Annotated in this window: 25 protein-coding genes; 10 read left to right on the top strand and 15 right to left on the bottom strand. The window is 70.8% G+C overall.

The features are described from left to right. From AB0C36_RS35445 to AB0C36_RS35430, 4 genes are all read right to left on the bottom strand, one after another. Positions 1 to 945: cytochrome P450 (locus tag AB0C36_RS35445; protein ID WP_358362467.1), on the bottom strand; the 945-nt coding region annotated here is incomplete at its 3' end. 98 nt (positions 946 to 1,043) lie between these two features. Further along, a complete protein-coding gene (locus tag AB0C36_RS35440; protein ID WP_358362466.1) occupies positions 1,044 to 2,642 on the bottom strand; it encodes an ABC transporter substrate-binding protein in 1,599 nt (532 codons plus the stop codon). Positions 2,643 to 2,794: 152 nt separating this feature from the next. Next, the gene (locus AB0C36_RS35435; protein WP_358362464.1) at positions 2,795 to 3,658 is read right to left on the bottom strand and encodes an amidohydrolase family protein; all 864 of its coding nucleotides are present in this window, start codon (positions 3,656 to 3,658) and stop codon (positions 2,795 to 2,797) included. 32 nt (positions 3,659 to 3,690) lie between these two features. Further along, complete coding sequence (locus AB0C36_RS35430; RefSeq protein ID WP_358362462.1) at positions 3,691 to 5,451, bottom strand: class I adenylate-forming enzyme family protein; 1,761 nt, start codon at positions 5,449 to 5,451, stop codon at positions 3,691 to 3,693. A 244-nt stretch (positions 5,452 to 5,695) separates the two neighbouring features. Here AB0C36_RS35430 and AB0C36_RS35425 point away from each other — a divergent pair, with 244 nt between their 5' ends. Then, on the top strand, positions 5,696 to 6,889 hold the full coding sequence (locus AB0C36_RS35425) for an amidohydrolase family protein (protein WP_358362461.1): 1,194 nt from the start codon (positions 5,696 to 5,698) through the stop codon (positions 6,887 to 6,889). Between the two features lie 32 nt (positions 6,890 to 6,921). Continuing rightward, positions 6,922 to 7,572 carry a TetR/AcrR family transcriptional regulator gene (locus tag AB0C36_RS35420; RefSeq protein WP_358362460.1) on the top strand — a complete coding sequence of 217 codons (651 nt, stop codon included), beginning with the start codon at positions 6,922 to 6,924 and terminating at the stop codon, positions 7,570 to 7,572. A gap of 31 nt (positions 7,573 to 7,603) precedes the next feature. Here the strand turns inward: AB0C36_RS35420 and AB0C36_RS35415 are convergent, their stop codons facing one another. Beyond that, complete coding sequence (locus tag AB0C36_RS35415) at positions 7,604 to 9,070, bottom strand: MFS transporter (protein WP_358362458.1); 1,467 nt, start codon at positions 9,068 to 9,070, stop codon at positions 7,604 to 7,606. A 101-nt stretch (positions 9,071 to 9,171) separates the two neighbouring features. Here AB0C36_RS35415 and AB0C36_RS35410 point away from each other — a divergent pair, with 101 nt between their 5' ends. Then, entirely contained in the window at positions 9,172 to 9,558 is a 387-nt protein-coding gene (locus AB0C36_RS35410; RefSeq protein ID WP_358362457.1) for a MarR family winged helix-turn-helix transcriptional regulator, read from the top strand. A 336-nt stretch (positions 9,559 to 9,894) separates the two neighbouring features. Beyond that, positions 9,895 to 10,809, top strand: coding sequence for an SDR family oxidoreductase (locus AB0C36_RS35405; protein ID WP_358362455.1), 915 nt, complete (start codon positions 9,895 to 9,897; stop codon positions 10,807 to 10,809). A gap of 493 nt (positions 10,810 to 11,302) precedes the next feature. Here AB0C36_RS35405 and AB0C36_RS35400 read toward each other — a convergent pair whose 3' ends face one another. Beyond that, positions 11,303 to 12,517 (bottom strand): trypsin-like serine peptidase, encoded by a 1,215-nt coding sequence (locus AB0C36_RS35400; protein ID WP_358362454.1) that lies wholly within the window; start codon positions 12,515 to 12,517, stop codon positions 11,303 to 11,305. 222 nt (positions 12,518 to 12,739) lie between these two features. Between AB0C36_RS35400 and AB0C36_RS35395 the strand changes: the two genes are divergently transcribed. Next, on the top strand, positions 12,740 to 13,276 hold the full coding sequence (locus tag AB0C36_RS35395; RefSeq protein WP_358362453.1) for a TetR/AcrR family transcriptional regulator: 537 nt from the start codon (positions 12,740 to 12,742) through the stop codon (positions 13,274 to 13,276). Positions 13,277 to 13,431: 155 nt separating this feature from the next. Further along, positions 13,432 to 13,737 carry a helix-hairpin-helix domain-containing protein gene (locus AB0C36_RS35390; RefSeq protein WP_358362451.1) on the top strand — a complete coding sequence of 102 codons (306 nt, stop codon included), beginning with the start codon at positions 13,432 to 13,434 and terminating at the stop codon, positions 13,735 to 13,737. A gap of 53 nt (positions 13,738 to 13,790) precedes the next feature. On the opposite strand, the gene AB0C36_RS35385 is transcribed toward AB0C36_RS35390, so the two are convergent. The 6 genes from AB0C36_RS35385 to AB0C36_RS35360 all read right to left on the bottom strand — a co-directional run bounded on the left by AB0C36_RS35385 (position 13,791) and on the right by AB0C36_RS35360 (position 17,656). Beyond that, positions 13,791 to 14,156, bottom strand: coding sequence for a cupin domain-containing protein (locus AB0C36_RS35385; protein ID WP_358362449.1), 366 nt, complete (start codon positions 14,154 to 14,156; stop codon positions 13,791 to 13,793). A 102-nt stretch (positions 14,157 to 14,258) separates the two neighbouring features. Next, a complete protein-coding gene (locus tag AB0C36_RS35380; RefSeq protein ID WP_358362448.1) occupies positions 14,259 to 14,510 on the bottom strand; it encodes a hypothetical protein in 252 nt (83 codons plus the stop codon). Positions 14,511 to 14,639: 129 nt separating this feature from the next. After that, the gene (gene msrA, locus AB0C36_RS35375) at positions 14,640 to 15,158 is read right to left on the bottom strand and encodes a peptide-methionine (S)-S-oxide reductase MsrA (RefSeq protein WP_358362446.1); all 519 of its coding nucleotides are present in this window, start codon (positions 15,156 to 15,158) and stop codon (positions 14,640 to 14,642) included. A 253-nt stretch (positions 15,159 to 15,411) separates the two neighbouring features. After that, on the bottom strand, positions 15,412 to 15,732 hold the full coding sequence (locus tag AB0C36_RS35370; protein WP_358362445.1) for an RNA polymerase subunit sigma-70: 321 nt from the start codon (positions 15,730 to 15,732) through the stop codon (positions 15,412 to 15,414). Between the two features lie 138 nt (positions 15,733 to 15,870). Continuing rightward, entirely contained in the window at positions 15,871 to 17,490 is a 1,620-nt protein-coding gene (locus AB0C36_RS35365; RefSeq protein WP_358362444.1) for an amidohydrolase, read from the bottom strand. Next, complete coding sequence (locus AB0C36_RS35360; RefSeq protein WP_358362442.1) at positions 17,477 to 17,656, bottom strand: hypothetical protein; 180 nt, start codon at positions 17,654 to 17,656, stop codon at positions 17,477 to 17,479. Before AB0C36_RS35360 ends, AB0C36_RS35365 begins: the two co-directional genes overlap by 14 nt. A 217-nt stretch (positions 17,657 to 17,873) precedes the next feature. On the opposite strand from AB0C36_RS35360, the gene pdxR reads away from it, so the two are divergent. Beyond that, positions 17,874 to 19,340 (top strand): MocR-like pyridoxine biosynthesis transcription factor PdxR, encoded by a 1,467-nt coding sequence (pdxR, locus tag AB0C36_RS35355; RefSeq protein WP_358362440.1) that lies wholly within the window; start codon positions 17,874 to 17,876, stop codon positions 19,338 to 19,340. Positions 19,341 to 19,692: 352 nt separating this feature from the next. Then, on the top strand, positions 19,693 to 20,415 hold the full coding sequence (locus tag AB0C36_RS35350) for a TSUP family transporter (protein ID WP_358362439.1): 723 nt from the start codon (positions 19,693 to 19,695) through the stop codon (positions 20,413 to 20,415). An 8-nt stretch (positions 20,416 to 20,423) separates the two neighbouring features. On the opposite strand, the gene AB0C36_RS35345 is transcribed toward AB0C36_RS35350, so the two are convergent. Continuing rightward, positions 20,424 to 20,972 carry a 2'-5' RNA ligase family protein gene (locus AB0C36_RS35345; protein ID WP_358362438.1) on the bottom strand — a complete coding sequence of 183 codons (549 nt, stop codon included), beginning with the start codon at positions 20,970 to 20,972 and terminating at the stop codon, positions 20,424 to 20,426. Positions 20,973 to 21,290: 318 nt separating this feature from the next. Here AB0C36_RS35345 and AB0C36_RS35340 point away from each other — a divergent pair, with 318 nt between their 5' ends. Both AB0C36_RS35340 and AB0C36_RS35335 read left to right on the top strand, forming a co-directional pair. Continuing rightward, positions 21,291 to 22,472 (top strand): cytochrome P450 family protein, encoded by a 1,182-nt coding sequence (locus AB0C36_RS35340; RefSeq protein ID WP_358362436.1) that lies wholly within the window; start codon positions 21,291 to 21,293, stop codon positions 22,470 to 22,472. Positions 22,473 to 22,613: 141 nt separating this feature from the next. Beyond that, on the top strand, positions 22,614 to 22,889 hold the full coding sequence (locus AB0C36_RS35335) for a hypothetical protein (RefSeq protein ID WP_358362434.1): 276 nt from the start codon (positions 22,614 to 22,616) through the stop codon (positions 22,887 to 22,889). A 71-nt stretch (positions 22,890 to 22,960) separates the two neighbouring features. Here AB0C36_RS35335 and AB0C36_RS35330 read toward each other — a convergent pair whose 3' ends face one another. After that, positions 22,961 to 23,599, bottom strand: a complete 639-nt coding sequence (locus tag AB0C36_RS35330) for a carbonic anhydrase (RefSeq protein WP_358362433.1) — start codon at positions 23,597 to 23,599, stop codon at positions 22,961 to 22,963. 132 nt (positions 23,600 to 23,731) lie between these two features. Next, positions 23,732 to 24,318: aldo/keto reductase (locus AB0C36_RS35325; RefSeq protein ID WP_358362431.1), on the bottom strand; the 587-nt coding region annotated here is incomplete at its 5' end.

Below are 24,318 nucleotides of genomic sequence, written 5' to 3'. Positions count from 1 at the left end.
GACCTTGTCGCCCGCCTTGATCCGCACGCCGCGCAGTTCGACGTCCTGGGTCGCGGTGCGGCGGAAGTAGTGCAGCGGGTTCGCCCAGCGCAGGACCTCCTCGACCGCGCCCGGCACCAGCGACGGATCGGCGCGTACGGCGGCCAACTGGTCCGGATGGGTGAGCAGCGCGTGCAGACCGGCCGCCAGCATGGTCTTCGTCGTGTCGTTCCCGGCGGTGACGAGCTGCATGAAGAAGGAGCCGAAGTCGGCGTCGGTCATCATCTTGCCGCCGAACTCGGACTCCAGGATCAGGCTCGTCAGGTCCTCTCGCGGCTCCTCGGCACGACGCTTCGCGGCAAAACCGATGGCGTACCCGACCATCTCGCGCGCTGCCGCGCCAGGGCCGTAGCCGTCGCCCTCGGTGCCGCCGACCTCGGGGTCCTGCTGGCTGGTGGTCCGTTCCGCGAGGCGGTGGAGGTGGCTCCAGTCTTCCGGCGGCAGGCCCATCAGCTCGCCGATGACCTGCGTCGGAAGGCTGGAGGTCACGTCGTGCACGAACTCGACGGCGCCGTCCTCCGGAAGCCGCGCGAAGATCTCCCGGCAGATCTCCCGGATCCGGCCCTCCATCCCGCCGACGACCTTCGCGGTGAAGGACTTCACCAGCGGTTTGCGGTACGCCCGATGCCGGGGCGGGTCCATCGCCAGCAGGGTCCCGCGCAACGCCGCGAGGCGGGACTCCTCCATGTCCTCCAGGACCACCCCGCCGCTCTCCGCCGAGAAAAGTTCGGGGTGCTGGGATACGTACTCGACGTCGGCGTGCTTGAGCACCGCCCAGTAGCCGGGTTCTCCGGGCATGTCCTGCCAGAACACCGGCCGGGTGCGGCGGAGTTCGGTGAACAGCTCGTGCGGCGGGCCGGCGATGTACAGGTCGGGGCTGTAGATGTCGGGCTTGGCGGTGGTCATGGCTGACTCCTCCGGCGATTCGGCAACGAGGGCGTTCGGGTGACGCGGCGACGGCGCTCGACGGCCACCACCTGCCGCCGGGCGCCGTACTCGACTGCTCAGCCGCTCAGTCCCAACCGGTCCATGAACAGGCTCCCCGCGTTGTACATCTGAACGCCTGTCACCCGCTCCGCGTAGATGATCCCGATGGTCGACTCGGCGTACACCCACACGGGCAGGTCCTCGGCCATCGCCTTCTGGAGCGTCGCGTACGCCTGCTTGCGCACCGCCGGGTCGGTGCTCGCGCGGGCGTCGTCGAGCGCCTTGTCGGCCTGCGCGTTCTTCCATCCGTTCTGGTTGAGCGGGCTCGCCGAGTGGAACAGGCTCCACATCTCCGGCTCCGGGTCGGGCAGCCACGACTGGTACTGCCCCGCCTGGAAGTTGCGCTGCACGTTGAACTTCATGACGAACGCGGCGATGTCCAGCGGCTCGATCCTCATCGACACGTTCCGGTACTGGTCGAGGCGGCTCTTCATCAGCTCGGCCACCTTGATGCCGGTCTGCGAGATCGTGTACGTGAAGTCGACCTTCCTCCCCTCCGCGGCGAGTTCGTCGAACAGCCTCTGCGCCTCTTTCTCGTTCTGTGCCGCCTGCGCCGCGGACGGGTCGAAGAACGGCGACGAGTGGTTGAAGAAGTTCTTCGCCGGCACGAAGCCGTTGCCGAGTGCCTTCGGCACCTCGGCCGGGTCGAGCGCCAACGCCAGCGCGCGCCGGGCGCGGATGTCGTCGAACGGCGCCTGGCGGAGGTTGAATGCGATGTGCTGGCCGCCGATCAGACTCAGCTGCGCGACCCGGAGTTCCTTCTCCGCGCGGTCCAGATAGTCCGGGTACGAGCTGGGCACCAGGTCTGCACCGCCCGCCTTGACGGTCGTGTACTGCTGCTCGCGGTCCTGCACCGCCTTGATGGTCAGCTTGTCGAGCTTCGGCAGTCCCTTGTCCTTCTGCCAGTAGTTCGGGTTCCGCACGAAGACCTGCTCGCTGCCGCGCGTCCAGCTCTGGAGGACGAACGGCCCGGCACCCACCGGCTTCGCGCCCGCCTCGGCGACGCCCTTGGCCAGCGCGGACGGCGCCGCAATGTAGGTGAGGCGGGTGGCCACGAGACGGTCGAAGTTCGGGTTGGCGGACTTCGGGGTGATCTCCAGGGTCAGCGGGTCCACGACCCGGAGCGCGAGACCGGTCGCGTACGAAGTCTGGGTCGAACGCGTTTCCGGTTTGGCGTGGGTCTCCCAGGTGAGCTTGACCGCGTCCGCGGTGAAGTCGGTGCCGTCGGAGAACTTGACGCCGGCGCGCAGCTTGAGCGTCCAGGTCGCACCGCGGTCAGCCGTCGTAAGGCTCTCGGCGAGGTGCGGCCTTACGCTGCCGTCGGTCGGATCGAGGTAGACCAGCGGGTCGTATAGCGCGGCCAGCCGGGGTTCGTCGGCCACGGCGACGCCGCTCGCGGTGAACGGGTCGAGAGCGCGCGAGTCGCTCAGCGCCAGCATGGTGAGGCTGCCGCCGGCCTTGGCCTCCTGGGTCGCGCCCGCCGGGGTCTTCGCTTTGTCCGAGCCGCCGCACGCGGTCAGGGCGATGGCCAGTGCGGCGCAGGCGGCGGCCGCGGCACGGGTACGAGTGCCGGCGCCGGGCGCGCGCCGTCGGGCCGAAATACGTCTCAGGGGCATGACGGTGTCTCCTCCTGGCGGTGTGCACGGGACTGGGGCAAGGCAGGAACAAGGGCAAGAGCGGGGGGCGGGAGCGAGGGCGGGGCGGGGGCCAGGGCGGGGGGCGGGAGGCGGGGCCGAACGGGGTCGGAACGGGCCGGGTCCGGTAGGCGTCAGTCCGCGAGGCCGAGGACGCGGCGGGCGTTGCCGTACAGGAACCGCGGCCACACCTCGTCCTTGAAGGGCACCTGCGGCAGGTCGCCGAAGATGCGGTCGAGGGACAGGCCCATGGGGAAGTACCCGGCGTAGATGATCTTGTCGGCGCCGCGGGTGTTGGCGTAGTCGACGATCGCCTTGGGGTAGTGCCGGGGGGCGAACGCGCTGGTGGAGTAGTGCAGTCCGGGCCACTTGAGCATGAGTTTGACGGCCAGTTCGGTCCACGGCTCGCAGCCGTGCCGGGTGACGAGGACCAACTCGGGGAAGTCGTACATGACTTCGTCGATCAGTTCGACATGCTGCGCGGCCATCGGCAGACGAGGCCCTGGCACGCCCGCGCAGACGAACACCGGGATGCCGAGCTCGACGCACTTGGCGTAGATCGGGTACATCTTCTTGTCGTTGACGGGTACCTGCGGGAAGGCCCCGGCGGGGAACAGCGAGGCGGCCCGGGCGCCGAACTTCTGGTGCTCGGCCACGAGTTGGCGTACGGCTTCCATGCCCTGGTTCGGGTCGAGGCTGCTGCACCCGACGAAGCGGTCCGGGTGAAGCGCGACGGCGCGTCGTGCGGTCTCGGTACCGAGGCCGACCAGGCCGTGCTCGATTCCGTGGCGGTCCATCTCGGCCAGCGTGACCGCGATCGGTTCGTCGTCGGGCAGGTCCCGGGGAACATGCTTGAACATGTACTCGGCCGGGAAGCGCATCCGCTCCCGGGACTCCCGGTCCTTGGTCTGGCGACGGATGAAGTCGTACTGGTCGTCGCCCTGTTGCGGAAAGCCGATCATCGTGTCGAACACGGGTTGGCCGAGGGGAAAGCCCATGGATGCTCCGAACGTGGTTGGTTCCAGCGCGGTCAGCGGCCGGCTTCGAGAAGGCGCTTGAGGACCTTGCCGGTGTCGGAGTACGGGAGTTCGGTGCGGAACTCGACGTACGCCGGGACCTTGAAGGCGGCGAGGGCGTCCGCGACCCACCCGCGTACGGCGTCCGCGGTGAGTTCGGCGCCGCGAACCGGCACGACGACCGCCTTGACCTCATGGCCGAGGACGGTGTGGTCGACGGCGACGACCGCGGCGTCCGCGATGTGCGGGTGTTCGACGAGTCGGTTCTCGACTTCGACGGGGTAGATGTTCTCGCCACCGCGGATGATCAGGTCGCGCATGCGGCTCTCCAGGTGCAGTACACCGTTTTCGATGCGTCCGAAGTCGCCGGTGCGGTACCAGCGTTCGCTGTCGAGCGCGGCCCGGGTCGCGGCCGGATCGGCCCAATAGCCGAGGAACACGCCGGGACCTTGCAGATGGATCTCCCCCACCTCGCCCGCGGCGACCTCACCGCCGTCCGCGGAGCGGATCCGGACACGGGTGTGCGGGATCGGGGTGCCGACCGACGACGTCGCCGCGTCGACCCCCGCCAGGACGGTGCCCGCACCGAACGTCTCCGTCATGCCGTAGCCGTTGCTGACCTGTGCGTTCGGGAATCCCCCGCGGATCCGGCGGAGGAGTTCGGGGGCGAGGTTGGCGCCGCCGCAGCCCAGTGCCGTCACCGCGGAGAGGTCGAACGCCCCGAAGCGGGGGTGGCCGAGGAGCCGCCAGTACTGTGCGGGAACGCCGCTCCACCGGGTGATGCGGTGCCGGGCCATCAACTCCAGTTGGACGCCCTCGTCCCAACGGCCGGGCGGCGGGAAGATCGCCGTGCCGGCGTTGAACGGGCCGGTCGCCAGGATGTTCGCGGCCCCGGAGACATGAAAGAAGGGCGACGTGACGAGGGCCACAGGCGGCCGGGAGACGGACTGCCGGGCGGCGGTCGACCCGGCGGCGGGCGACCCGGCAGCAGTCGGCCCGGCGGCGTTCGGGGGCGCTCCGGTTCCCGCGGATCCGGCGTGTGCGTGTACCTGGGCCGCCGCGATCGCGCCGTGCAGGGCCCACGCCTGGGCGAAGTAGACGATGTTGCGGTGCGAAATCACGGCGCCCTTGGGGCGGCCGGTCGTGCCGCTGGTGAACAGGATGATCGCGGGGTCGTCCTCGCTGACGGGTACGCGCGGCAATTCCGGTTCGGCCGTCGCACGGCGTGCGTCGGCTGCCCCGGCGAAGGCGCGGAAGTCGACCGCGGGAACGCCGTGTTCGCGCAGGACGGCCGTGCGCTTGCCGTCGGCGAGCACGACGCGGGGCTCGGTCAGGCGCGTGCCGTAGGCGAGTTCGGGCCCCGCCCACCAGCCGTTGAGGCCGACCGCAATCGCGCCGAGTTCGAGCACCGCCCAGTAGGCCAGCACGTGTTCGAGACTGTTGGTGCCGGCCAACGCGACGCGGTCCCCCTTGCGCACGCCGTACACGTCGGCGAGTAGCGAGGCTCGCGCGGTGATCAGGCGCAACGCCCCGCGGTAGCTCGTCGTGCGCTCGGGAAACACCAGGAACGGCTGGTCCGGCCGTCGGTGTGCGGCGTGGGCGAGCATCGCGGGCAGATCGTTGTGGCGGCGTACGAACACCTCGGCCGGCGCCCCGAGCACATCCTCGACCGCGGTCTCGAACGGCATGCCCGCACCGGTGAGCGCGGCACGGGCGGCGGGCGGAACGCCGTCCTGGCCCCAGGCGAGAACGGATCCGGATCGCGGCTTCGACACTGCGGCACCCCCGGGTATGGGCGGTCGGTCGGAACGGTCGTCGGCGGCGGGTGCCGATGCCGGGCGAAACTAGAACACAATTTCATATCTCACAAGAGGCAACATGCAGGCGTCGTCGCGAGGATATTCCGTGCCCTGTTCAGTCATGGATCGAGGGCGACCGGATGGCTCTGGCAAAATTTAGAATGCTCTTCTAGTCTCTGCTCGCACGCTCGACCTTGCCTGCCGAACGATGGAGTGCCCTGTGACCGCACCCGCCCTCGACTTCCGCTGCTTCGACTGCGACAACCACTACTACGAGGCCGAGGACGCCTTCACCCGCCACATCGACCGCCGTTTCGCACGGCGCGCGATGCAGTGGGTCGAGATCAAAGGGCGGCGGCGGCTGCTGGTAGGCGGCAAGCTCAACCGGTACATCCCCAACCCCACCTTCGACCCGGTGTCCAAGCCGGGTGCGCTCGACGAATACTTCCGCGGGCGGAACCCGAAGGGGCTGGACACCTCCGAGCTGTTCGGCGAGCTGGAGCCGATCTCGCCGGCGTACCGCGACCGCGACGCGCGCCTGGCGGTGATGGACGACCAGGGGATCGAGGGCGCGGTGTTCCTGCCGACGCTGGGCGTCGGCATGGAGCAGGCGCTGGTGCACGACATCCCGGCGGCGGTCGCGGCGTTCAGGGCGTTCAACCGGTGGCTGGACGAGGACTGGGGGTTCGCGTACCGCGAGCGCATCTTCGCCGCGCCCTACATCACCTTGTCCGACCCGGCGGAGGCGGTGCGCGAGGTCGAGTGGGCGATCGGGCGCGATGCGCGCGTGGTGGTGATGGTGGGCGGGCCCGTCACCACGGCTTCCGGGCGGCGCGCGCCCGCAGACCCGGTGTTCGACGGCTTCTGGGCGCGCGTCAACGAGGCGGGGCTGACCGTGGTCTACCACGGCGGCGAGTCGCACTACACGAAGTACCTCGCGGACTGGGGAGAGCCGGCCGAGGTCGAGGCGTTCCGCGTGCACCCGTTCCGCCGCCTGGTGTCCGCCAATCCGGTGCAGGACACGTTCGCCAGTCTGCTCGCGCACGGGCTCTTCGACCGGTTCCCGAATCTGCGGATCGCGGCGATCGAGACCGGCTCCGACTGGGTGTTCCACCTGTTCGAGAAGCTCAAGAAGTCGTACGGGCAGACTCCGCACATGTGGTCCGAGGACCCCCGCGACACCTTCCGGCGGCATGTGTGGGTCGCGCCGTTCTACGAGGACGCGCTGAGCGAACTGCGTACGCTGATCGGGCCCGAACGCATCCTGATGGGCTCGGACTTCCCGCACGCCGAGGGCCTCGCGGAGCCGACGGCGTTCGTCCGTGACCTGCACGGCGCGGGGTTCTCGGACGCGGAGTGCCGCCTGGTCATGCGCGACAACGGGGCGGCGCTGAGCGTCCCGCGTTCGGGCTGAGGCCCGGACCGGCGCGTCGATAGACTTCCCCCATGCTCCCCAACACCTCCGCTCCGCTGTCCGTCGAGGTCATGACCGGTGGGCAGCTCGCCCGCCGGGAGCGGCTGACCCGGGCCGTGGTGGACCTGGTGGCGGAGAGCGGGGCGGACAGCTTCCAGATGAAGGACGTCGCCGACCGCTCCGGTGTCGCGCTGGGCACCGCGTACCGGTACTTCGCGTCGAAGGACCACCTGCTTGCCGTCGCGATGTCGGAATGGCAGCGGCGGCTGACCGACCGGGTGATCGCCGACTTCGACAGGCGCGGCGTGCCCGCCGTGCCGGTCGTCGAGCGCGTCCTCGACTACACCAACCGCGAGATCCGCGGCTTCCAGCGGCACGCCCACTTCGCGGGCCTGATGGTGCGGATCTACACCTCCACCGACCCGTTCGCGAGCGAGGCGATGCGGGAGATCTCGCGCAACAACAGCGCGGTCATGGAACGCCTCCTCGCCGACGTCCCCGACCGACCGCGCGCGATCGCCCGGAACGCCGTCGAGTCGGTGCTGATGCATGCGCTGACGACGTGGGTGACCGACCGGTGCACGATCGCGGACGTCTTCGAGCGCGTGACGGCGACAGTGCAGTACGTGCTCGCCCCCGAACGCCTGGCGGCGGCGACGGGGGCGGGCACCACTACAGGTTGACGCCATATGGCGAACGGGCGCGTGGGCTGGGTCAGGACTTCCCGGCCGCCTCACGCCTGGCACCCAGCAGCGGCAGCAAGTTGACCAGGAGGCCCGCGATGGCCACGCCCGTGACCAGGTTGGCCCCCGGACGGAACGAGCCGAAGTCGGTGTCCCCGGCCGTGACTCCCGTGGTGACCGCGGTGACGACGGCGAGGACCAGGGCGGCGCCGACCTGGCCGGAGGTCTGGACGAGGCCGGATGCGAGGCCCTGCTCGGAGTCGTCGATGCCCTCGGTGGCCTGGGCCATGATCGAGCTGAAGCCGAACGCGAATCCGCCGCCGAGCAGGAGCATGGCGGGCAGGACGGTGACCAGGTAGTTCGGCGTGGTGCCGGCGGTGGCGAGGAACCACACATACCCGAGGCTGAGCGACGCCATCGCCGCGACCAAGAGCGGCGGTGTGCCGAACCGGTTGATCAGACGCCCCATGACCGGCGACCCGAAGGCCACCACCAGACCGGCCGGGAGAAGGGCCATCGCCATGCGCAGCGCCGACCATCCGAGGCCGTCCTGGAGGTACAGGGACATCATGAACTGGAAGCTCATGTAGGAGCCCATGAGCGCGACCATGCTCAGGTTGGCGCGCACGACCGTGCCGACGCGGAGGATGCCGAACCGGACCAGCGGGTGGGCGACGCGTTTTTCGACGATGACGAACGTGAGCAGCAGGATCGCGGCAAGCAGGATCGAGCCCAGGGTCAGCGGCGCGCCCCAGCCCCGGTCGGGTGCGGACACCACGGTGTAGACGGCCAGGAGCATGCCGCCGCTGAGTGTCACGGCGCCGACGAGGTCGTGGCCGCCCGAGTCGGCGGGGCGGTCGCGCGGGATCAGGAAGTACCCCACGACCAGCGCGAGGATCGCCAGGGGCACGGGGGTCAGGAACGTCCAGCGCCATCCGACGCTGGTGAGCAGGCCGCCCAGGATCAGCCCGGAGGAGTAGCCACTCGCTCCGAAGACGGAGAAGACCGACAGGGCCTTGTTGCGCGCGGGGCCCTCAGGGAAGGTGGTGGTCAGGATGGACAGCGCGGTCGGGGCGGTGAAGGCGGCGGCCAGGCCCTTGACGAAGCGGGTGGCGATCAGCATGCCGCCGCTGTCGACGATCCCGCCGAGCAGTGAGGCGACGGCGAACACCGCGAGGGCGACGAGGAAGACGCGCCTGCGGCCCAGCAAGTCGGCGGTGCGTCCGCCGAGCATCAACAGGCCGCCGTACCCGAGCACGTAACCGTTGACGATCCATTGCAACGACGTGGCGGACAGGCCGAGTTCGTGGCCGATCGACGGGAGGGCCACGCCCACCATCGACACGTCGAGGCCGTCGAGGAAGAGCACGAGGCACAGGACGGCGAGGATGCCCCACAGTCGGGGGGTCCAGCGCGGATCGGTGGCGGACGGGGTGGCGGGAGGAGTGGAGTGCTCGCGAGGGTGCGGCCCCACGATCGTCTCGGCTGAGGGGGACATGACGTTCAACTTAGATGCACATGCATTGAATGTCTACGCATAAAATGCGGGTGCAAAAAATTCCCTTGCATGGTACTGGTTGTCGGCGCTACCTTTGCCGTATGAACACGGAGTCCGTGCTGATCGACCAGTGGCGCAGCTTGCTGTCCGAGTACAGCCGGGTCGCCCAGGAGCTCGATCGCGCACTCCAACACCACCACGGCATGACGATGAGCGACTACGAGGTCCTCGACCGCCTGGTGGACGCCGGCTGCAAGGCACGCGCCCAGGAACTCGTCGGCGACCTCCACCTGAGCCAGAGCGCGCTCTCGAGGGCCGTCGCCCGCATGGAGAAGTGCGGCCTCGTCGAACGCGCGATGTGCGACACCGACCGACGCGGCGTCTTCGTCACTGCCACGGACGCCGGCCGGGCCGCCCACTCCGCCGCCCGCGCCACCCAACTCGACGTACTCAAAAGGCACTTGGCTGACCGGGTACCCCAGGGCTGAGAGTTGTCGGGGCCACCATGCCCGGCGCGGACGTCCGGACTGCGGTGCGCGTGACCGATCACGCACCTTCCGAACCTGCGGAAACTCCACACCGAAATGGCGGAAATGCTCCCCGAGTTGCCGCGGTTCCACCGATGGGCATCGTCCTGTTCTGGCTCTACGACCGCTCCCCCGACTCGATGACGGCGCCGAAACTCGCGTACTCGCGAAGAGGGCACACACGATCACGTTGACGGCAGAGTGCGGCGCCCCCTGCGGCCATTCGGTGCTGCACGTCGGTGGCATCGCGAGAATGACCGACGTGGTCTGTCAGGTTTTCCTGGCAGCGTCGCGGCCATGACCAAAACACTGCAGGGCAAGGTCGCCTTGGTGGCGGGCGCAACGCGCGGTGCCGGCCGAGGCATCGCAACCGAGCTGGGTGCGGCGGGGGCGACCGTCTACGTCACAGGCCGCAGCACGCGCGGGCAACGTTCCGAGATGGACCGGGTGGAGACCGTCGAGGAGACCGCCGAACTGGTCACGGCGGCCGGCGGGCAGGGGATCCCGGTTCGGGTGGACCACCTGGTGCCCGACGAGGTCAAGGCCCTGGTCGAGCGCATCGACCGCGAACAGGGGCAACTCGACGTCCTGGTCAACAACATCTGGGGCGGCGACCTGCTGTTCCGGTGGGACGCCAAGATCTGGGAGCACCCGATCGACGCCGGTATGCGCCTGCTCCGGCTGGCCGTCGACACCCACATCATCACCAGCCACTTCGCGTTGCCTCTGGTGATTCGCCGGCCAGGTGGCCTGGTGGTCGAGGTCACCGACGGCACCGCCGACTACAACAAGGACCACTACCGCATCTCGCTCTACTACGACCTGGCCAAGACATCGGTCACGCGCCTCGCGTTCGCCCAGGCGAAGGAGCTTGCCACGTACGGCGCCACCGCGCTGTCGCTGACACCCGGCTGGCTGCGCTCGGAGATGATGCTGGAGCACTACGGCGTGGCCGAGGCCAACTGGCGCGACGCGCTGGGCGGCCAGCCGCACTTCGCGATCTCCGAATCCCCGGCGTACGTCGGGCGGGCGGTGGCCGCCCTGGCCGCCGACCCGCACGTTCACCGGTGGAACGGCGAGTCGCTGTCGAGCGGGCAGCTCGCAGGCGTGTACGGATACACCGACGTGGACGGAAGCCGACCTGACGCCTGGCGCTACGTGGTGGAGGTGCAGGACGCCGGGAAGCCCGCCGACACGACAGGCTACCGATAGACGCGCAGCGGCAGCGCGCCTCCTCGCCGCGTTCCAGACGGACGTGGTCGTCGACGCCGACCGCGCCGACCGCGCCGACCATGCTGACCTGCGCGTCGGCGCGGTGGGGCCCTGCTGTTCCCCCTACCGAGGCAGGTCGGCGCATGTTCGAACGCTGACGCGCAATCGACGCCGAAAAGTCCGACGATGCCGCACCGGGGCGAAACCGGTGCCCGACCGAGGCGGCACATCCGGAGGACTACGAGGCCACCGTCCAGCGCAACGTCCGCGAACAGGTCCACCCGGTCACCACGCGCGCCATGAGCGGACTGGGCACGACAGAACGCGATTACACCGCCTCCTGCCCGGCACCACACTCCGCCGAAGGCCTCGCCGTACGCGGCCGCGGACCGGGCGGGCCTCGGGAGGCGTCACCTGGTGGGCCGCTCGCTCGGTGGCGGGCGGCCCACCAGGGTCCGACGCGGTCCGCCGGGGTGGATGTCGCGCGTCGGGGTCAGGGGGTGGCGTTCTGGACGACGTTGTACATCGCCTGGGTCAGGGCGCCGAAGCCGTTGCCCACCGAGTACGGGCCGAAGGCCCAGTTCGGGTTGCTGCTGCCGGCGGGGACTTGTCCCCAAATGGCGTCCCACCAGGGTGAATTGCCGGAGGAGTTGGTGAAGCGCGACGTGACCGCGACCTGTGTGCCGGTGCCGGTCGCCGAATCGAAGTTCATCAGCCACGGGCCGCCGCTGGATCCCGGCGCCATCGCGGACGGCATGTCGTGGCCCAGGGTTCCGAGGGTCGCGTCGGGGATGGTCGAGCCGCGCGCGTACATCAGGGACCGGCCGTCGAAGCCGCGCCACAGGGACGGGTCGACGCCGTAGTCGTGGCCGTAGGTACCGTCGTTGTTCTTCGTCCAGTACCAGTTGCGGCCGTTGTCCACGGGGTAGCCGAACTGGTGGAGGGTCAGCGGATGGGCTTCCACCCCGAACGCGATGTCCTGGCCGCCCACCACCTGTTGGATCGGGGTGGGGTCGCCGGGCCGTTCCACGGTCGCCATCGCGACGTCGCCGCCGCTGCGGAAGGTGCTGTCGGCGTCCCAGGTCGGCGTGGCCCACACGCGGGTCAGGCCCCAGACGCCGTACGGCGCGATGTCGGCGCCGGGCAGCGGCGCGGTGGTCGGATCGGTCCCGGGGGTGTTGCGCGGGACGGCGGCGCCGTTGAAGCCGGGGATGAACACCGCGTTGACGACGACCGAGTCGCCCCAGACCTGTCCGGTCATCTGGCCCATGATCTTGACGCAGTGCCCGGCGGTGACGATGGTGCTCTGGTTGGCGGCCTTGATGACGTTGGCCGAGCACGCGGAGTGCGTGATCGCGCCGTTCCAGGTGTTGCGGTACTGCATGAGCATCTTGCCGGCGGTACGCGAGATGGCGCCCGGGCCGACCCACGGCTTGCTCAGGTCGTCCCAACCACCGGGCGGCGCATAGGCGTCGGCGCCGCCGGCGTTGAGGCCCCACTCGGCGATCCTGGCCACGTTCCAGTAGTTCACGTTGGACTGCAGCACCGCGGCGTGGTCGGCGCCGGCGGGGACGAGACGCCGGATCTCCACCGGTGCGTCACCCGCCGCCTGCGCGGCGGACGGCACGGTGACGAGGGCGCCGCCGGCGAGGCTCAACACCCCCAGAATCGTGGCGATCTTGCGTCGTAGCGTGCTTCGGACGGGCATGAAGCGGGTCACGTCCTTTCGGTTGCGTCGACCGGGTGCACCGACGGCACGGCGTTGAATGCGGCGTTGAATGCGACGTTCCAAACGCGAGAACACGAACGCTGTTGGCTCGGGACGGCGCTTGAGCCTGTTTTTGACCGGGCGGTCGGTCATAAGGTGTGGGCACGGGGTCCAACTGTCAAGACCATCCAAGGTGTTGGCCACTCCCAGTCGAGGTGAGAGATGGCGCGACCGGCCGGACCGGGACGCGAGGCGCTCCTGCGCGCGGGGCTTGAAGTCGCCGACGCGCGCGGCCTTTCCAAGATGTCGGTGAACGCCGTGGTCGAGGCGGCCGGCATGGCGAAGGGCAGCTTCTACCAGCACTTCAAGGACCGCGGCAGCTATCTGCTCGCCCTGCACCGCCGATACCACGGCGGGCTCGAGGAACAGGTACTGGCCGAAATAGGCCACATACCGTCGGGCCGCGAGAGGGTGTCCCGCGGCGTCCACTCTTATCTCGACGCCAGCCTCGCCACCACGGGTACGCGGGCACTGCTGGTGCAGGCGCGTACAGAGCCCGAACTGTTCGAGGAGACACGTGTCCGCAACGCGCGGACGAGGGAACTCATCGCACCGGAGATCGCGGCGCTGGGCTGGGATCCGCCGGAGCCGGTCACCCACATGCTCGTCGCGATGGTCTTCGACATCACGCTCGAGGAACTGGTCGACGGCCGCCGCGACGACCTGCGAGAAGCCGTACTGCGGCTGATCCTGCGCTGAACGGCGCGTCCGAAACGTTCAAGACGCGCGCCCGCTGATTCTCGATGATGGTCGAGGAGCGGCGCGCTCGCGTCGAGTCGCTCCCGTCACGTGCCGGGCGAGAGCGCATGTCCGCCTTGGCGCGTTCACGCCGACCGACAAGCAAGGCAGGCGACATGGCAGACCGACACGCGGAACTCCTGGACATGGCCAACGTCGGCCCCGCAGTCGTCCGGCACCTGGCTCGCGTCGGGGTGACTAAGCCCGGCGACCTCGTGGACCGCGACCCCTACGAGATGTACGAGCGGCTCTGCGACCGGGACGGCCGCAGGCACGACCCGTGCCTTCTGGACACCTTCATCTCCGTGGTCGACCAGGCCGGCGGCGGCGAACCGCGGCCGTGGTGGACCTACACCGCGGAACGCAAGCGCCGCCTGGCGGTGCCGTTCGCGCGACGTTCGGCGTCGAAGTCGCGGCACTGACACCCAAGCCGGCGTTTGGCGCGTTACGGCGACATCGGCCTGGACCGCTCTCGTCAGCTCATCTGGGACTTGATGTGGTCGACGACGGGCCGGAAGTCCTCAGTGGGCGAGAACTCGACGAACTCGGAGTCCTCAAGCGCCTCCGGAACATGGCCGGGACCCCAGTAGTACGCCTGCCCCGCCTCGTAGACGTCGTCACCCGCAGGGGTGTGCATCGTCAGCCGTCCCTTGATCAGGTAGCCCCAGTGCGGGCATTGACATGCGTCGCCTGGCAGCCCCTGCATCGCCGGTCCCATGTGGGCACCCTTCGGCAGCCGGATGAAACCGACCGACAGGTCACCGCCAATGGGTTTCGTGCGCAATTCCACACCGCCGCCCTCGATCACCACGGGGACGTCGTCACGGTTTGCGGCCGTCACGGCACTCGCCTCCTCTGGCCCTCGTGAAACCCCCATTTCTCCAGCCTGACACCCCTGGAGCGCCGAGTCATGTGGGAGGGATCGCACGAGCGTGCGGGGAGCTCAGGCAGATGTCGGGCACAGGGCCTCGGCCAGGACCGCTACGCCGTCGGGAGCGGCGAGGCGCGGGACGGGGCTACGCGAGCCCGGTGACCAGGTGACGCGGCCGGGGGCGCGGACGGCGACCGCTTCCGGGTCGGGGACCCCGGCCACCGGCACCCAGCGCGGTGCATCCCGCTCCGGCGCGTCCACGAACTCCGACCTGGCCCAGGGCCCATCCAGCAGAATGCGGCCTTGGTGCTGGGTGTCCGCCACCTTGTACGTTCGCGCCCTTCCTCGCCGTTGGTCCCTCCGGGTCTACCCGTCACCCGGCGTCCGGGCAGGCGAATTGGCCGCGTGTGGGGTGCGGCGTGGCGTCTTCTGCTTGGACGGGGACCGGGCGGGTCAGGCGGGGTGGGTGGTGCGGCGCGGGAGTTTCCAGCCGGGGCGGGGGAAATGGCAGGTGTAGCCGTTGGGGTAGCGCTCCAGGTAGTCCTGGTGCTCCGGTTCGGCCTCCCAGAAGTCGCCGACCGGTTCGACCTCGGTGACCACCGGGCCCGGCCACAGGCCGCTGGCGTCGACGTCGGCGATCGTGTCCTCGGCGACGCGGCGCTGCTCGTCGTCGGCGTAGTAGATCGCCGAGCGGTAGCTGCTGCCGATGTCGTTCCCCTGCCGGTTCTTGGTGCTGGGGTCGTGGATCTGGAAGAAGAACTCCAGGACGTCGCGGAACGTGGTCTTCTCGGGGTCGTAGACGACCTCGATCGCCTCGGCGTGCGAGCCGTGGTTGCGGTACGTGGCGTTCGGGGTCGTGCCACCGCTGTAGCCGACCCTCGTCGAGACCACCCCGGGTTGCTTGCGGAACAGGTCCTGCATCCCCCAGAAACAGCCGCCTGCCAGTACGGCCTTCTCGGTACGCCCGGTCATCGTCGAGGTCCCTCCTGTCGGTGCTTCCACTGCCGCCGCCTGACGTCGCGAGAGGCGAGGGCTTTCAGTGTCCCCCGGGCGAGGGTACGTCCCGCGTCGGCGCCGGCGGGATCCGCACCCTGGGGAGGTCCTGGAGGGTCGCCGGTCACGCGCCCCGAGCCTCCCCCGAACACCCTTCCAGGCGGCTGCGCCACAAGCAACATATCGGTATATTCCGCCCGACGATGCGGCGCTCACCCCGCACGACCGTCCGTCAGGCGTCCTCTTTCGCCGCGCTGCCGGTGCGCTTCACGGTTCGAGACACGCCCTTGGCGATCTGCGAGACACGCGGCTGCGACAGCCCCAGGGCCGCGGCGATGTCCTGGATGGTGCGGGTCTCGCGCATCTGCACCACCGCTTCCTGCCGTATGCCCCGCAACTCCGTCTGCAGATCGGGCATCTGCTCCAGGACCACCCCCACCGCAAGCGCCCGCTCGTACGGGTCCGGCACCGCCGCAAGGATCGCGAACGCCTCCCGGACCGCCGCGGTCGCGTCTGCGGCCGCTCCGCTCGTCGCACTTCCGGCCTCACGCAAGCCAGTCACCGTGTCCCCCAACCCCAACCGATCAAAAGCTCCCGGCCGCAGCGTAGTGGCGCGACCCGCGAAAGTGTCGGCGTACGGCGGTGAACCGCGCCAACATCCTTTCAGCGCACCGGGGTTGTGGGCAGACGGTCAGACCGGCGCACCTTCGAGGTACGTCGCGCGAACGGCGATGTCGCCGATTGCCTCGGGGGCGGTGTCGCGGGGGTCGGCGGACAGGACGACGAGGTCGGCGTATTTGCCCGGAGTGAGCGAGCCGATGACGTCATCGGCGTGGAGCTGCCATGCGGCGTCCAACGTCTGGGCGCGCAAGGCCTGTTCGACGGTGATGGTCTCGTGCGTCGCCAGGACGCGGCCGGATTCGGTACGGCGGGTCACCGCCGTCCTGACGTTGCCCAGCGGGTCCGGCGGCGTGACGGTGCCGTCGTTGTGCAGCGAGATCCGTACTCCGGCGCCGAGCGCGGACCGGGCCGCCACCCACTCCTCGCCGCGCGGCCCGAACAGGTCGTCGACCAGCACCTCGCCCCAGTAGCGCACGTGTGCCATGAAGAGGCTGCAGGTGACGCCGAGGCGCGCCGCCCGGTCGTATTGCTCGCGGGTCATCGCGCCACAGTGCTCCAGGCGCAGCCGACGGTCCGTCATGTCCGGGTGCTGGGCGAGGAGTTCCTCCCACACGTCGAGGACCATGTCGGTGGTGACGTCCCCTTGCGCGTGGCAGGCCAGTTGCCAGCCTTCGGCGAAGTAGGCCTCGGCGATCGCCCGGTACGCCTCCCGGTCGTAGTTCGTCTCGCCGTGGTGCGAGCACGGCAGTCCGAGGACCACGCGCGTGGCATGCGTGTCCAGGTACGGGAACGATGTGGCGATGTTGCCGTTCCACGGCGACCCGTCCGCCCACGTCTTGATGCCCACCTGCCGCACCATGTCGTCGCCGTTCAGCAGCGGGACGGCGGTCGACAACGTGGGGTCCGACGCCTCGTACAGCCGCAGGCGCGCGGTCAGTCCGCCTTCCGCACGCAGCGCGTCGATCATGGGGCGGCGGGACGCGTGGAACGCCAGTTCGCCGACGGTGGTCACCCCGACGCCGTTCAGCTCGGCCAGGTTCGTGCGCAGCGTGTCCGGCCCCGGTGGGCGCCGGGCGAGCGCCGACCCGACGATTGCCGCCAGCGCGCCGCCCTCCAGGCCCTTGCCGGTGGGTTCGCCATCGGCGTCGCGGACGAAGTGGGCACCGACCGGGTCGGGCGTGTCGCGGGTGATGCCCGACGCGCGCAGCGCCGCGGAGTTCGCGTACACAGCGTGTGCCGAGTTCGTGATCACGGCCAGCGGGCGGTCCGGCGACAGCGTGTCGAGCCATGCGCGCGTCGGCTCGACCAGGCCTTTCTGGAGCAGGCCGTCCCAGCCGAACAGGTACGCCCCGTGCTCCGGGTCGGCCGTCGCCACCGCCTCGCGTATCGCCGCCATGACGCCCTCGGCGGTACGCACCGTCGTGGGGCGGATGTCGCGGATCGGGCCGTCCGTGCCGAAGCCGAGGCTCACCGGGTGCCCGTGGGCCTCGACGAAGCCGGGCAGCAGGCAGCCGCCGGCGAGGTCCACGACCTCGGTGCCGGGCCCGACCAAGGCTCGGACGTCCGCGGCGTCGCCCACGGCGGCGATCCGGCCGTCGCGGACCGCCAGCGCCTCGGCCTGCGGTCGGGCATCGTCGATCGTCACCACGGAGCCGCCGAGGAAGACCACATCTGCATCAGTGCGCGACAAGGGAGGGCTCCTCGGTCCGGTGCGGGGCCGGCGCCTGTGCGGTGCGGCGCGGGCGGGGTATGGGCAGCAGCAGCGGCGGGGGCGCCGAGGGCGGCGTTTCGTACGCCGTGCGCGGTGCGGTCATGGGTCGTACGCCTTCCTCGTCGCTGCGGCGGAGAATGATCACGCTCGCAGGGCACTGGAACCGGGACAAGAACCACATCCGACCGCGATGACGGTGCCAGATGAAACATCGTCTGTGCGCGGCGGCGCCGCCGGGCGCGGGAAGACGCGAGCAAAATGTTACGGAAGCCCATATATGACAGCTAAGTGGACGTGCGACCGATGTGAGGCCGACCACGGCCCGGTCCCGGTCCGGCCCGCGACCGGGCACGATCGGCCTCGTGTACCTTCCGCTCGACCACGACTCCCCCGAGCCGCTGTACCGCCAGGTCCGCCGGCAGTTGCAGAACGCCATTTCGGCCGGCGACTTCGGTGCCCGGCGCCTGCCGTCTTCGCGCGAGCTGGCCGCCTCGCTCGGGGTCAGCCGCAATACGGTCAACCTGGCTTACCAGGAGCTGGTCGCGGACGGCTATGTGACGGCCGAGCCGCGGTCCGGGATGGTGGTCAACCCCGAGCTGGTCGCCCGGCTCGCCGCCGCCGACGACCCGGGGAGCGCGCCGCGCCGTCCGCGTCCCGCGTGGCTGCGGGAGTTGGCGGCACGGCCGCCGCGCGACGCGTACCCGCACATCGCCAAGCCCGCCGACTGGCAGCGCTACCGCTACCGATTCGTCAACGGGCACCTGCCGTTCGAGACGTTCCCGACCGCCGCGTGGCTGCGCTGCCTGCGTACGGCGCTGACCGCCGAGCACCGCGCCGCGAGCCTCCAGGACAGCCAGGACGCCGACGACCCGCTGCTCCTGCGCGCCCTGTGCCGCGACGTGCTGCCCGCGCGCGGCATCGCCACGACTCCCGACCGGGTGCTGGTCACGAGCGGATCCCAACAAGGCATGCATCTGCTGGCGACCGCGCTCATAGCCCCCGGCGCGCGCGTCGCCGTCGAGGACCCCGGCTATCCCGACGCCCGGCACATCCTCGCCCGGGCCGGCGCCGAGCTGGTCGGGCTGCCGGTGGACCACTGGGGCGTCGTCCTCGACCCGTGGCCGGACGACATAGCCATGGCCGTCGTCACCCCGAGCCACCAGTACCCGACCAACGCCACCCTGTCGGCACCGCGCCGCGGCCACCTGCTCGACCTCGCCACCGCGCACGGCTTCCCGGTCGTCGAGGACGACTACGACGGCGAACTGCGGTACGTCGGCCGCAGCACCCCCGCACTCGCCTCCGCCGACCCCGCGGCGGTGGTCTACCTGGGCAGCTTCGCCAAGTTCCTCGCGCCCGGGCTGCGCCTCGGCTACCTGGTCGGCGAACCGGAGCTCATCGCCTACCTGCGCGACCTGCGGCGCTACATGGTCCGGCACCCACCCGGACACCTCCAACGCGCGCTGGCCCTGCTGATCGGCAGCGGCGAGTACCGCCGCTGGGTGCGGACGCTGCGCTCGCTGCTTCGCGAACGCTGGCTCGCCGCGCGCCAAGCCGTCGACCGCCACCTGCCGGGCTGGCGGTACGACCCGGCGGCGGGCGGCGTCAGCCTGTGGCTGCGCGCACCCGCGGGGCTGGACACTCGGCTGCTCGCCGGGCGCGCGGCGGCGGCCGGGGTCCTGATCGAGACCGGTGAGGCGTCGTTCCTGTGCGACGAGGGGCCGTACGACAGCGTGCGCCTGGGGTTCACCGCCGTCCGCACGGCTGACATCGAGCCGGGGATCGCCGCACTGGCCGCCGAGGCCAGGGCCCTGCTGGGCGGTCGCTGAGGGGGCCGGCCGACGGACATCTGGACCCGTCACGATGCCGATCTCTGGATCTTTACCGGGTCCAGTACGGCCCGCCAGCCTCGATGACCATGACGACCCGAGCACCACTCCCTGGCGTACACCCTGCCGAAGCGAACGCGGAGGCGTGTGCGGAAGCGGCGGCCGACGCGCGCGCGGAGGGGGCGCGCCCGGGAACCTTTCCGGGGCCTCTTCCGAGAACTTCTCGGGGGACGTTTTCGGGAACCGCTGTGGGCCTAACGACCCTGCGCCGAACTACCGGACGGCTCGATACCGGGCGAGTAGGTGCCGGACACCGAATTACCGGACGGCACAAGGCCGGGCGGCGCGGCGCATGACGGCCGGTGTGGAACTCGCCTTGGCCGTCGGGGCCGTCGCCGCCGCGGCCGTCGTCCAGGGCGGCACCGGAGCCGGCTTCGGCCTGATCAGTGCGCCGCTGTTGGCGCTGATCGACCGGTCGTTCGTGCCCGGGCCGGTGCTGGCGCTCACGGTCGTCATCTGCGGCGTCGGCGCTTGGCGTGAACGCGAGGCGCTGGTGGTCCGCGACCTGCGGGGCGCGGCGGTGGCGAGCGTACCGGGGATGGTGGTCGGCGTGTGGGCGCTGTCGGCTCTCGACGCCACACCGATAGCGCTGGTCACCGGGGTCGTGATCGGGGCCGCCGTCATCGCGGCGTGGTGCGGCGTACGCATCCCCGCGACCCCCGCCGCTCTCTCCTGCGCCGGGGGTCTGTCCGGCTTCCTCGGCACGCTTATCGCCGCGCCCGGCCCTCCGGTGTCGCTCGTCTACCGGCCGCCGGCAGCGCCGCGTCTGCGCGCCAACCTGTCCGCGTACTTCGCGGTGACCTCGGTCGTCGCGCTCGCGCTGCTCGCCGCCACCGGCCGCTTCGGCCGGGCCGACGCCGTGCACGCGGCGGTCCTGCTGCCCGCCGGGCTGGCCGGGGCCGCGATCGGAGGACGCCTCGGCAGCCGACTCACCGGCCGCACGGTCGGCCAGGCCGTCCTGGGCGTCGCGTTCGCGTCGGCGGTTGTCGTCACCGCCAAGGCGGTTGCCGCCTGACGCCGCGATCAGCCGGCGGTGGCCTCGATGCGCGAGAAGGTGCCGTACGGGCCCATCTCGCCCCAGGCCAGCCGTGCGGCAAACGGCGCCATCAGGTCCGTCGGCGGCAGCGGTGCGGCCACTTGATCGGTGGTCTCCAGGGCGGCCAGCGTCACGTGGGGGCGGAAGTTCTCGCCGGCGCCGCTCAGCACCGGCAGGTCGAGGTCTCGTGCGTGTTCGAGCACGCGGCGGTGCGCGGCTTCCAGCGCGGTACGCCGCAGCGCCTCCAGGCCGACGTACACACCGCCCTGCGGCAGGTAGAGGTCACCCCGGGCCATCGCGCCGAACTGCACACCGGACGGCCGCACTTCGGTGACGGGCGCGATCGACGCCACACTCCGGCCCCACAGTTCCGCGGCCGACCCCCGGGGCGCGTCGACGTGCAGCAGCGTGATGTGCGGCAGGTACTGCTCGCCGATGCGCATGATGGTCGGCACGCCGGCGGTGATGCGCTCTGCGTACGCGCTCAGGGCGGCGTTGGCGTGGTCGTCGGGCAGCAGGATGATGCCGTACGGCACGGAGGCGGCGTCCCCTCTGTGTCGGGACCCAGGCGGATCCTTCGCGGTGGTGGCGGCCGGTCACAACGTGCCGCCGGTTCCCCGACGTTGCCAGATCCCCGGGCCTGCCGGTACGCGTTGTCCCGATCGCGCATGAGGGCGGTACGTCGGCCGCGCGGGTTCGCATAGGCTCGTCACCGGACGCAAGACGCAGTGCGCAGGACCGCGCGTACGCGAGACCGCAGGACCGGGCGTACTTGGGACCGGGCGTACGCGGGACCGCACGCACGCAAGACCCGCACGTACGGCAAGGGGAGACGGCAAGTGGATCCGGAGGCCATGTCGGAGCAGCCGCACGCCGTAGGTGCGCGGCTGCGCGAAAGCGGGCCCGCGCACAAGATCGTGGCCCCGGACGGCAGCGCCGCGTGGCTGGTCACGCGCTACGAGGACGTCGCGCCCCTGCTTGCCGACCCCCGGCTGTCCCTGTCCAAGCAGCATGCCAAACCGGACGGCGGCTACCGCGGTTTCGAACTGCCGCCCGCCCTGGACGCGAACCTGCTCAACATGGATCCGCCGCAGCACACCAGGCTGCGCCGGCTGGCCAGTCCGGCCTTCGGCGCCGGGCACGTTGCCCGCATGCGGCCCGCGCTGGAGAAGGCGGCGCATCGGCTCGCCGACGACCTGGCGGCGGCCGGGGAAGTCGACCTCGTCGCCGACTACGCCGCGCCCTTCTCGGTGCTCGTGATCTCCGAACTCCTCGGTGTGCCGGAGGAGTCCCGCCATCGGTTCAGGGCGTGGACGACCGGCCTGCTGGGTGCGGGCGCGACCCGCGAAGGCATGCGCGAGATCGTCGGGGAAATGCTGCGCTTCTTCACCGGGCTGATCGCGGACAAGCGCACAGCGCCCGGAACCGACGTGCTGTCCGCGCTTGTTGCCGCCCGCGATGCCGACGACGACCGGCTCACCGAGGACGAGCTCACCTCATTGGCGTTCCTGCTCCTGTTCGCCGGATTCGAGAACTCGGCGAATCTGATGGCGAGTTGCCTGCACGCGGTACTGACCGACCCGGAACTGCGCCGGAGCGTACGCCCGCCGGGGGACGCCGCCTCCTCCCCCGACGCGACCGCCGCACTCGTCGAGGAGGTCGCGCGCCACGAGTCACCCGCGCTGCTGGCCATCCGCCGCTTCCCCGTCGAGGACATCGACGTCGGCGGCGTCGTGATCCCCGCCGGGGAGACCGTACTGCTGTCGCTGGCCTCCGCCAACCGCGACCCGCGGCGCTTCACCGCACCGGACGCGGTCGACCCGGTGCGGCCGGATCTCGCCCGGCACCTGAGCTTCGGCCAGAGCGTCCACTACTGCATCGGGGCGCCGCTCGCCCGCTTGGAAGCGCGGATCGCCGTCGGCGTGTTCCTCGACCGCTTCCCGAACGCCCTTCTGGATCCCGGCAGTCCGCCGCGTTGGCAGCCCTCGCCGCGCGTACGCGGACTGGCGTCGCTTCCGGCACTCGTCGACGGCTGACCGTCCGGGCCCGCGGCGGCGACGCACCGGACTCGCCGGTCGGGGCACACCGTAACAAGATCGACAAATCCGCTCCGCACCCGGCGAACAGCGTTCCGTTTCCCCGTGACATCAGGCCAACTCCCGCGCCACTATTGACACATGGGCACGTCTGGTGAGCACGTTGACCACCGGCCGCGGGTCGCGGTGCGGTTCCGTGGCGCGCGCCAGGACGTCGAATTGCCCATCGTGCGCCTGGAGCAACGCGCCAACGGGCGCTGGTACGCGGTCGTGGAGCTGCCCCGGTGGTCGGACGACGGCCGCGAAGTCGTCCCCTGGGACGAGCAACTGACGCTCCCCCCGGGCAGCTTCCGCCAGTTGCCGGGCGAGGACTACAGCGCCCTGAAGCGCGTACGCCACCCGAACGTGAGCCTGTAGCAGCACTCATGGATGTACGTCCGGGGCCGGGACATCCGGGCCCGGGAATTCCGAGCCCGGGTGACGCGGCGTCAGGCAGGCAGCGTGACGCCGCGCGTCGTGACGATGCGGGCGCTGCCCTCGGCGAGTTGGTACGACATCCCGACGACGGCGGCATGTTCCGCCTCGACGAGGTCCGCGAGCACGCGCGATCGGTCCAGCAGGACGTCGACGGTGTGCCGGACGTGCTCGTCGATGATGTCGCCGTCGCGCTCCAGCCCGGCCGCGCGGGCGGCGAGCACGCTGGGCGTCACCCGCTCCACGACGTCGCGGACGTAGCCGGAGGTCGGCAGCCCCTCCTTGACCGCGAGCCGGGCGGCGGCGACGGCGCCGCAGGAGTCGTGGCCGAGGACCACGACGAGGCGGCAGCCCAGCACGCCCGTGCCGTACTCGATGCTGCCCAGCACCTCGGCGCCGAGGACGTGCCCCGCGGTGCGGACCACGAAGAGGTCCCCGAGGCCCTGGTCGAAGATGATCTCGGCGGCCAGGCGGGAGTCCGAACAGCCCAGCAGCACCGCGAAGGGCGTCTGGGCGGGCGCCAGGTGCGCGCGACGGGCGGCGTCCTGGTTGGGGTGCTTGGGCGCTCCGTCCACGAAACGGCGGTTGCCGGCGAGGAGCAGCTCAAGGGTCTCGGTGGGCGACGGCGCGGCGGGAGGCGTGGGGATGGCCATGGGACGGAGCGTACGAGGGTGGAGATCATCGCGCGCGCCGGACCCGCCCCAGTGCGGCATGGGGAGGATGTGGTATGGCGTTCGGGTGACGGCGGTGCTCGCCGGGCACGTCGCTCCCGTGGCTTCGGCCACTCAGCCGAAACCGACCACCGGTTGCGGCGTGTACGGCGCTTCCAGGCGGGCCGCCTCGTCGTCCGTGAGGTCCACGGACAGCGCGGCCAGTGCGTCGTCGAGGTGGTCCGGCTTGCCGACGCCGACGATCGGTGCGGCGACGACGGGATTGCGCAGCAGCCAGGCGAGCGCGATCCGGGCCGGCGCCTCGCCGCGCTCCTCGGCCACCCGGGCGACCTCTTCGACGATGGGCCGGGCCGCGTCGTCGGCGTACAGCGTGCGGCCGAAGGCGTCGGTGCCGCTCCGCTCGGTCGAGGTGCCCCACGGGCGGGCCAGTCGGCCCCGGGCGAGCGGGCTCCACGGCAGTACGCCCACCCCCTGGTCCGCGCACAGCGGGAGCATCTCGCGCTCCTCCTCGCGGTGCAGCAGGTTGTAGTGGTTCTGCATGGAGACGAACTTTGTCCAGCCGTGCCGCTCGGCGGTGTACTGGGCCTTGGAGAACTGCCACGCGAACATCGACGAGGCGCCGATGTACCGGGCCTTGCCCGCCTTGACGACGTCGTGCAGCGCTTCGAGGGTCTCCTCGATCGGGGTTCGCCTGTGCCAGG

This window comes from Streptodolium elevatio, from assembly GCF_040649515.1.
Taxonomy (GTDB): domain Bacteria; phylum Actinomycetota; class Actinomycetes; order Streptomycetales; family Streptomycetaceae; genus Yinghuangia; species Yinghuangia elevatio.
The sequence above is the reverse complement of the archived record's forward strand: the minus strand, read 5'-3'. Positions and strand labels throughout refer to the sequence as shown.

Bases quoted from the DNA above. Each gene is read 5' to 3' on its own strand.
- AB0C36_RS35330 (WP_358362433.1), bottom strand. From the start codon at position 23,599: ATGGCCATCCCCACGCCTCCCGCCGCGCCGTCGCCCACCGAGACCCTT.
- AB0C36_RS35415 (WP_358362458.1), bottom strand. From the start codon at position 9,070: ATGTCCCCCTCAGCCGAGACGATCGTGGGGCCGCACCCTCGCGAGCAC.
- AB0C36_RS35420 (WP_358362460.1), top strand. From the start codon at position 6,922: ATGCTCCCCAACACCTCCGCTCCGCTGTCCGTCGAGGTCATGACCGGT.
- AB0C36_RS35350 (WP_358362439.1), top strand. From the start codon at position 19,693: ATGACGGCCGGTGTGGAACTCGCCTTGGCCGTCGGGGCCGTCGCCGCC.
- AB0C36_RS35390 (WP_358362451.1), top strand. From the start codon at position 13,432: ATGGCAGACCGACACGCGGAACTCCTGGACATGGCCAACGTCGGCCCC.
- AB0C36_RS35435 (WP_358362464.1), bottom strand. From the start codon at position 3,658: ATGGGCTTTCCCCTCGGCCAACCCGTGTTCGACACGATGATCGGCTTT.
- AB0C36_RS35335 (WP_358362434.1), top strand. From the start codon at position 22,614: ATGGGCACGTCTGGTGAGCACGTTGACCACCGGCCGCGGGTCGCGGTG.
- AB0C36_RS35440 (WP_358362466.1), bottom strand. From the start codon at position 2,642: ATGCCCCTGAGACGTATTTCGGCCCGACGGCGCGCGCCCGGCGCCGGC.
- AB0C36_RS35405 (WP_358362455.1), top strand. From the start codon at position 9,895: ATGACCAAAACACTGCAGGGCAAGGTCGCCTTGGTGGCGGGCGCAACG.
- msrA (WP_358362446.1), bottom strand. From the start codon at position 15,158: ATGACCGGGCGTACCGAGAAGGCCGTACTGGCAGGCGGCTGTTTCTGG.
- AB0C36_RS35410 (WP_358362457.1), top strand. From the start codon at position 9,172: ATGAACACGGAGTCCGTGCTGATCGACCAGTGGCGCAGCTTGCTGTCC.
- AB0C36_RS35400 (WP_358362454.1), bottom strand. From the start codon at position 12,517: ATGCCCGTCCGAAGCACGCTACGACGCAAGATCGCCACGATTCTGGGG.
- AB0C36_RS35395 (WP_358362453.1), top strand. From the start codon at position 12,740: ATGGCGCGACCGGCCGGACCGGGACGCGAGGCGCTCCTGCGCGCGGGG.
- AB0C36_RS35340 (WP_358362436.1), top strand. From the start codon at position 21,291: ATGTCGGAGCAGCCGCACGCCGTAGGTGCGCGGCTGCGCGAAAGCGGG.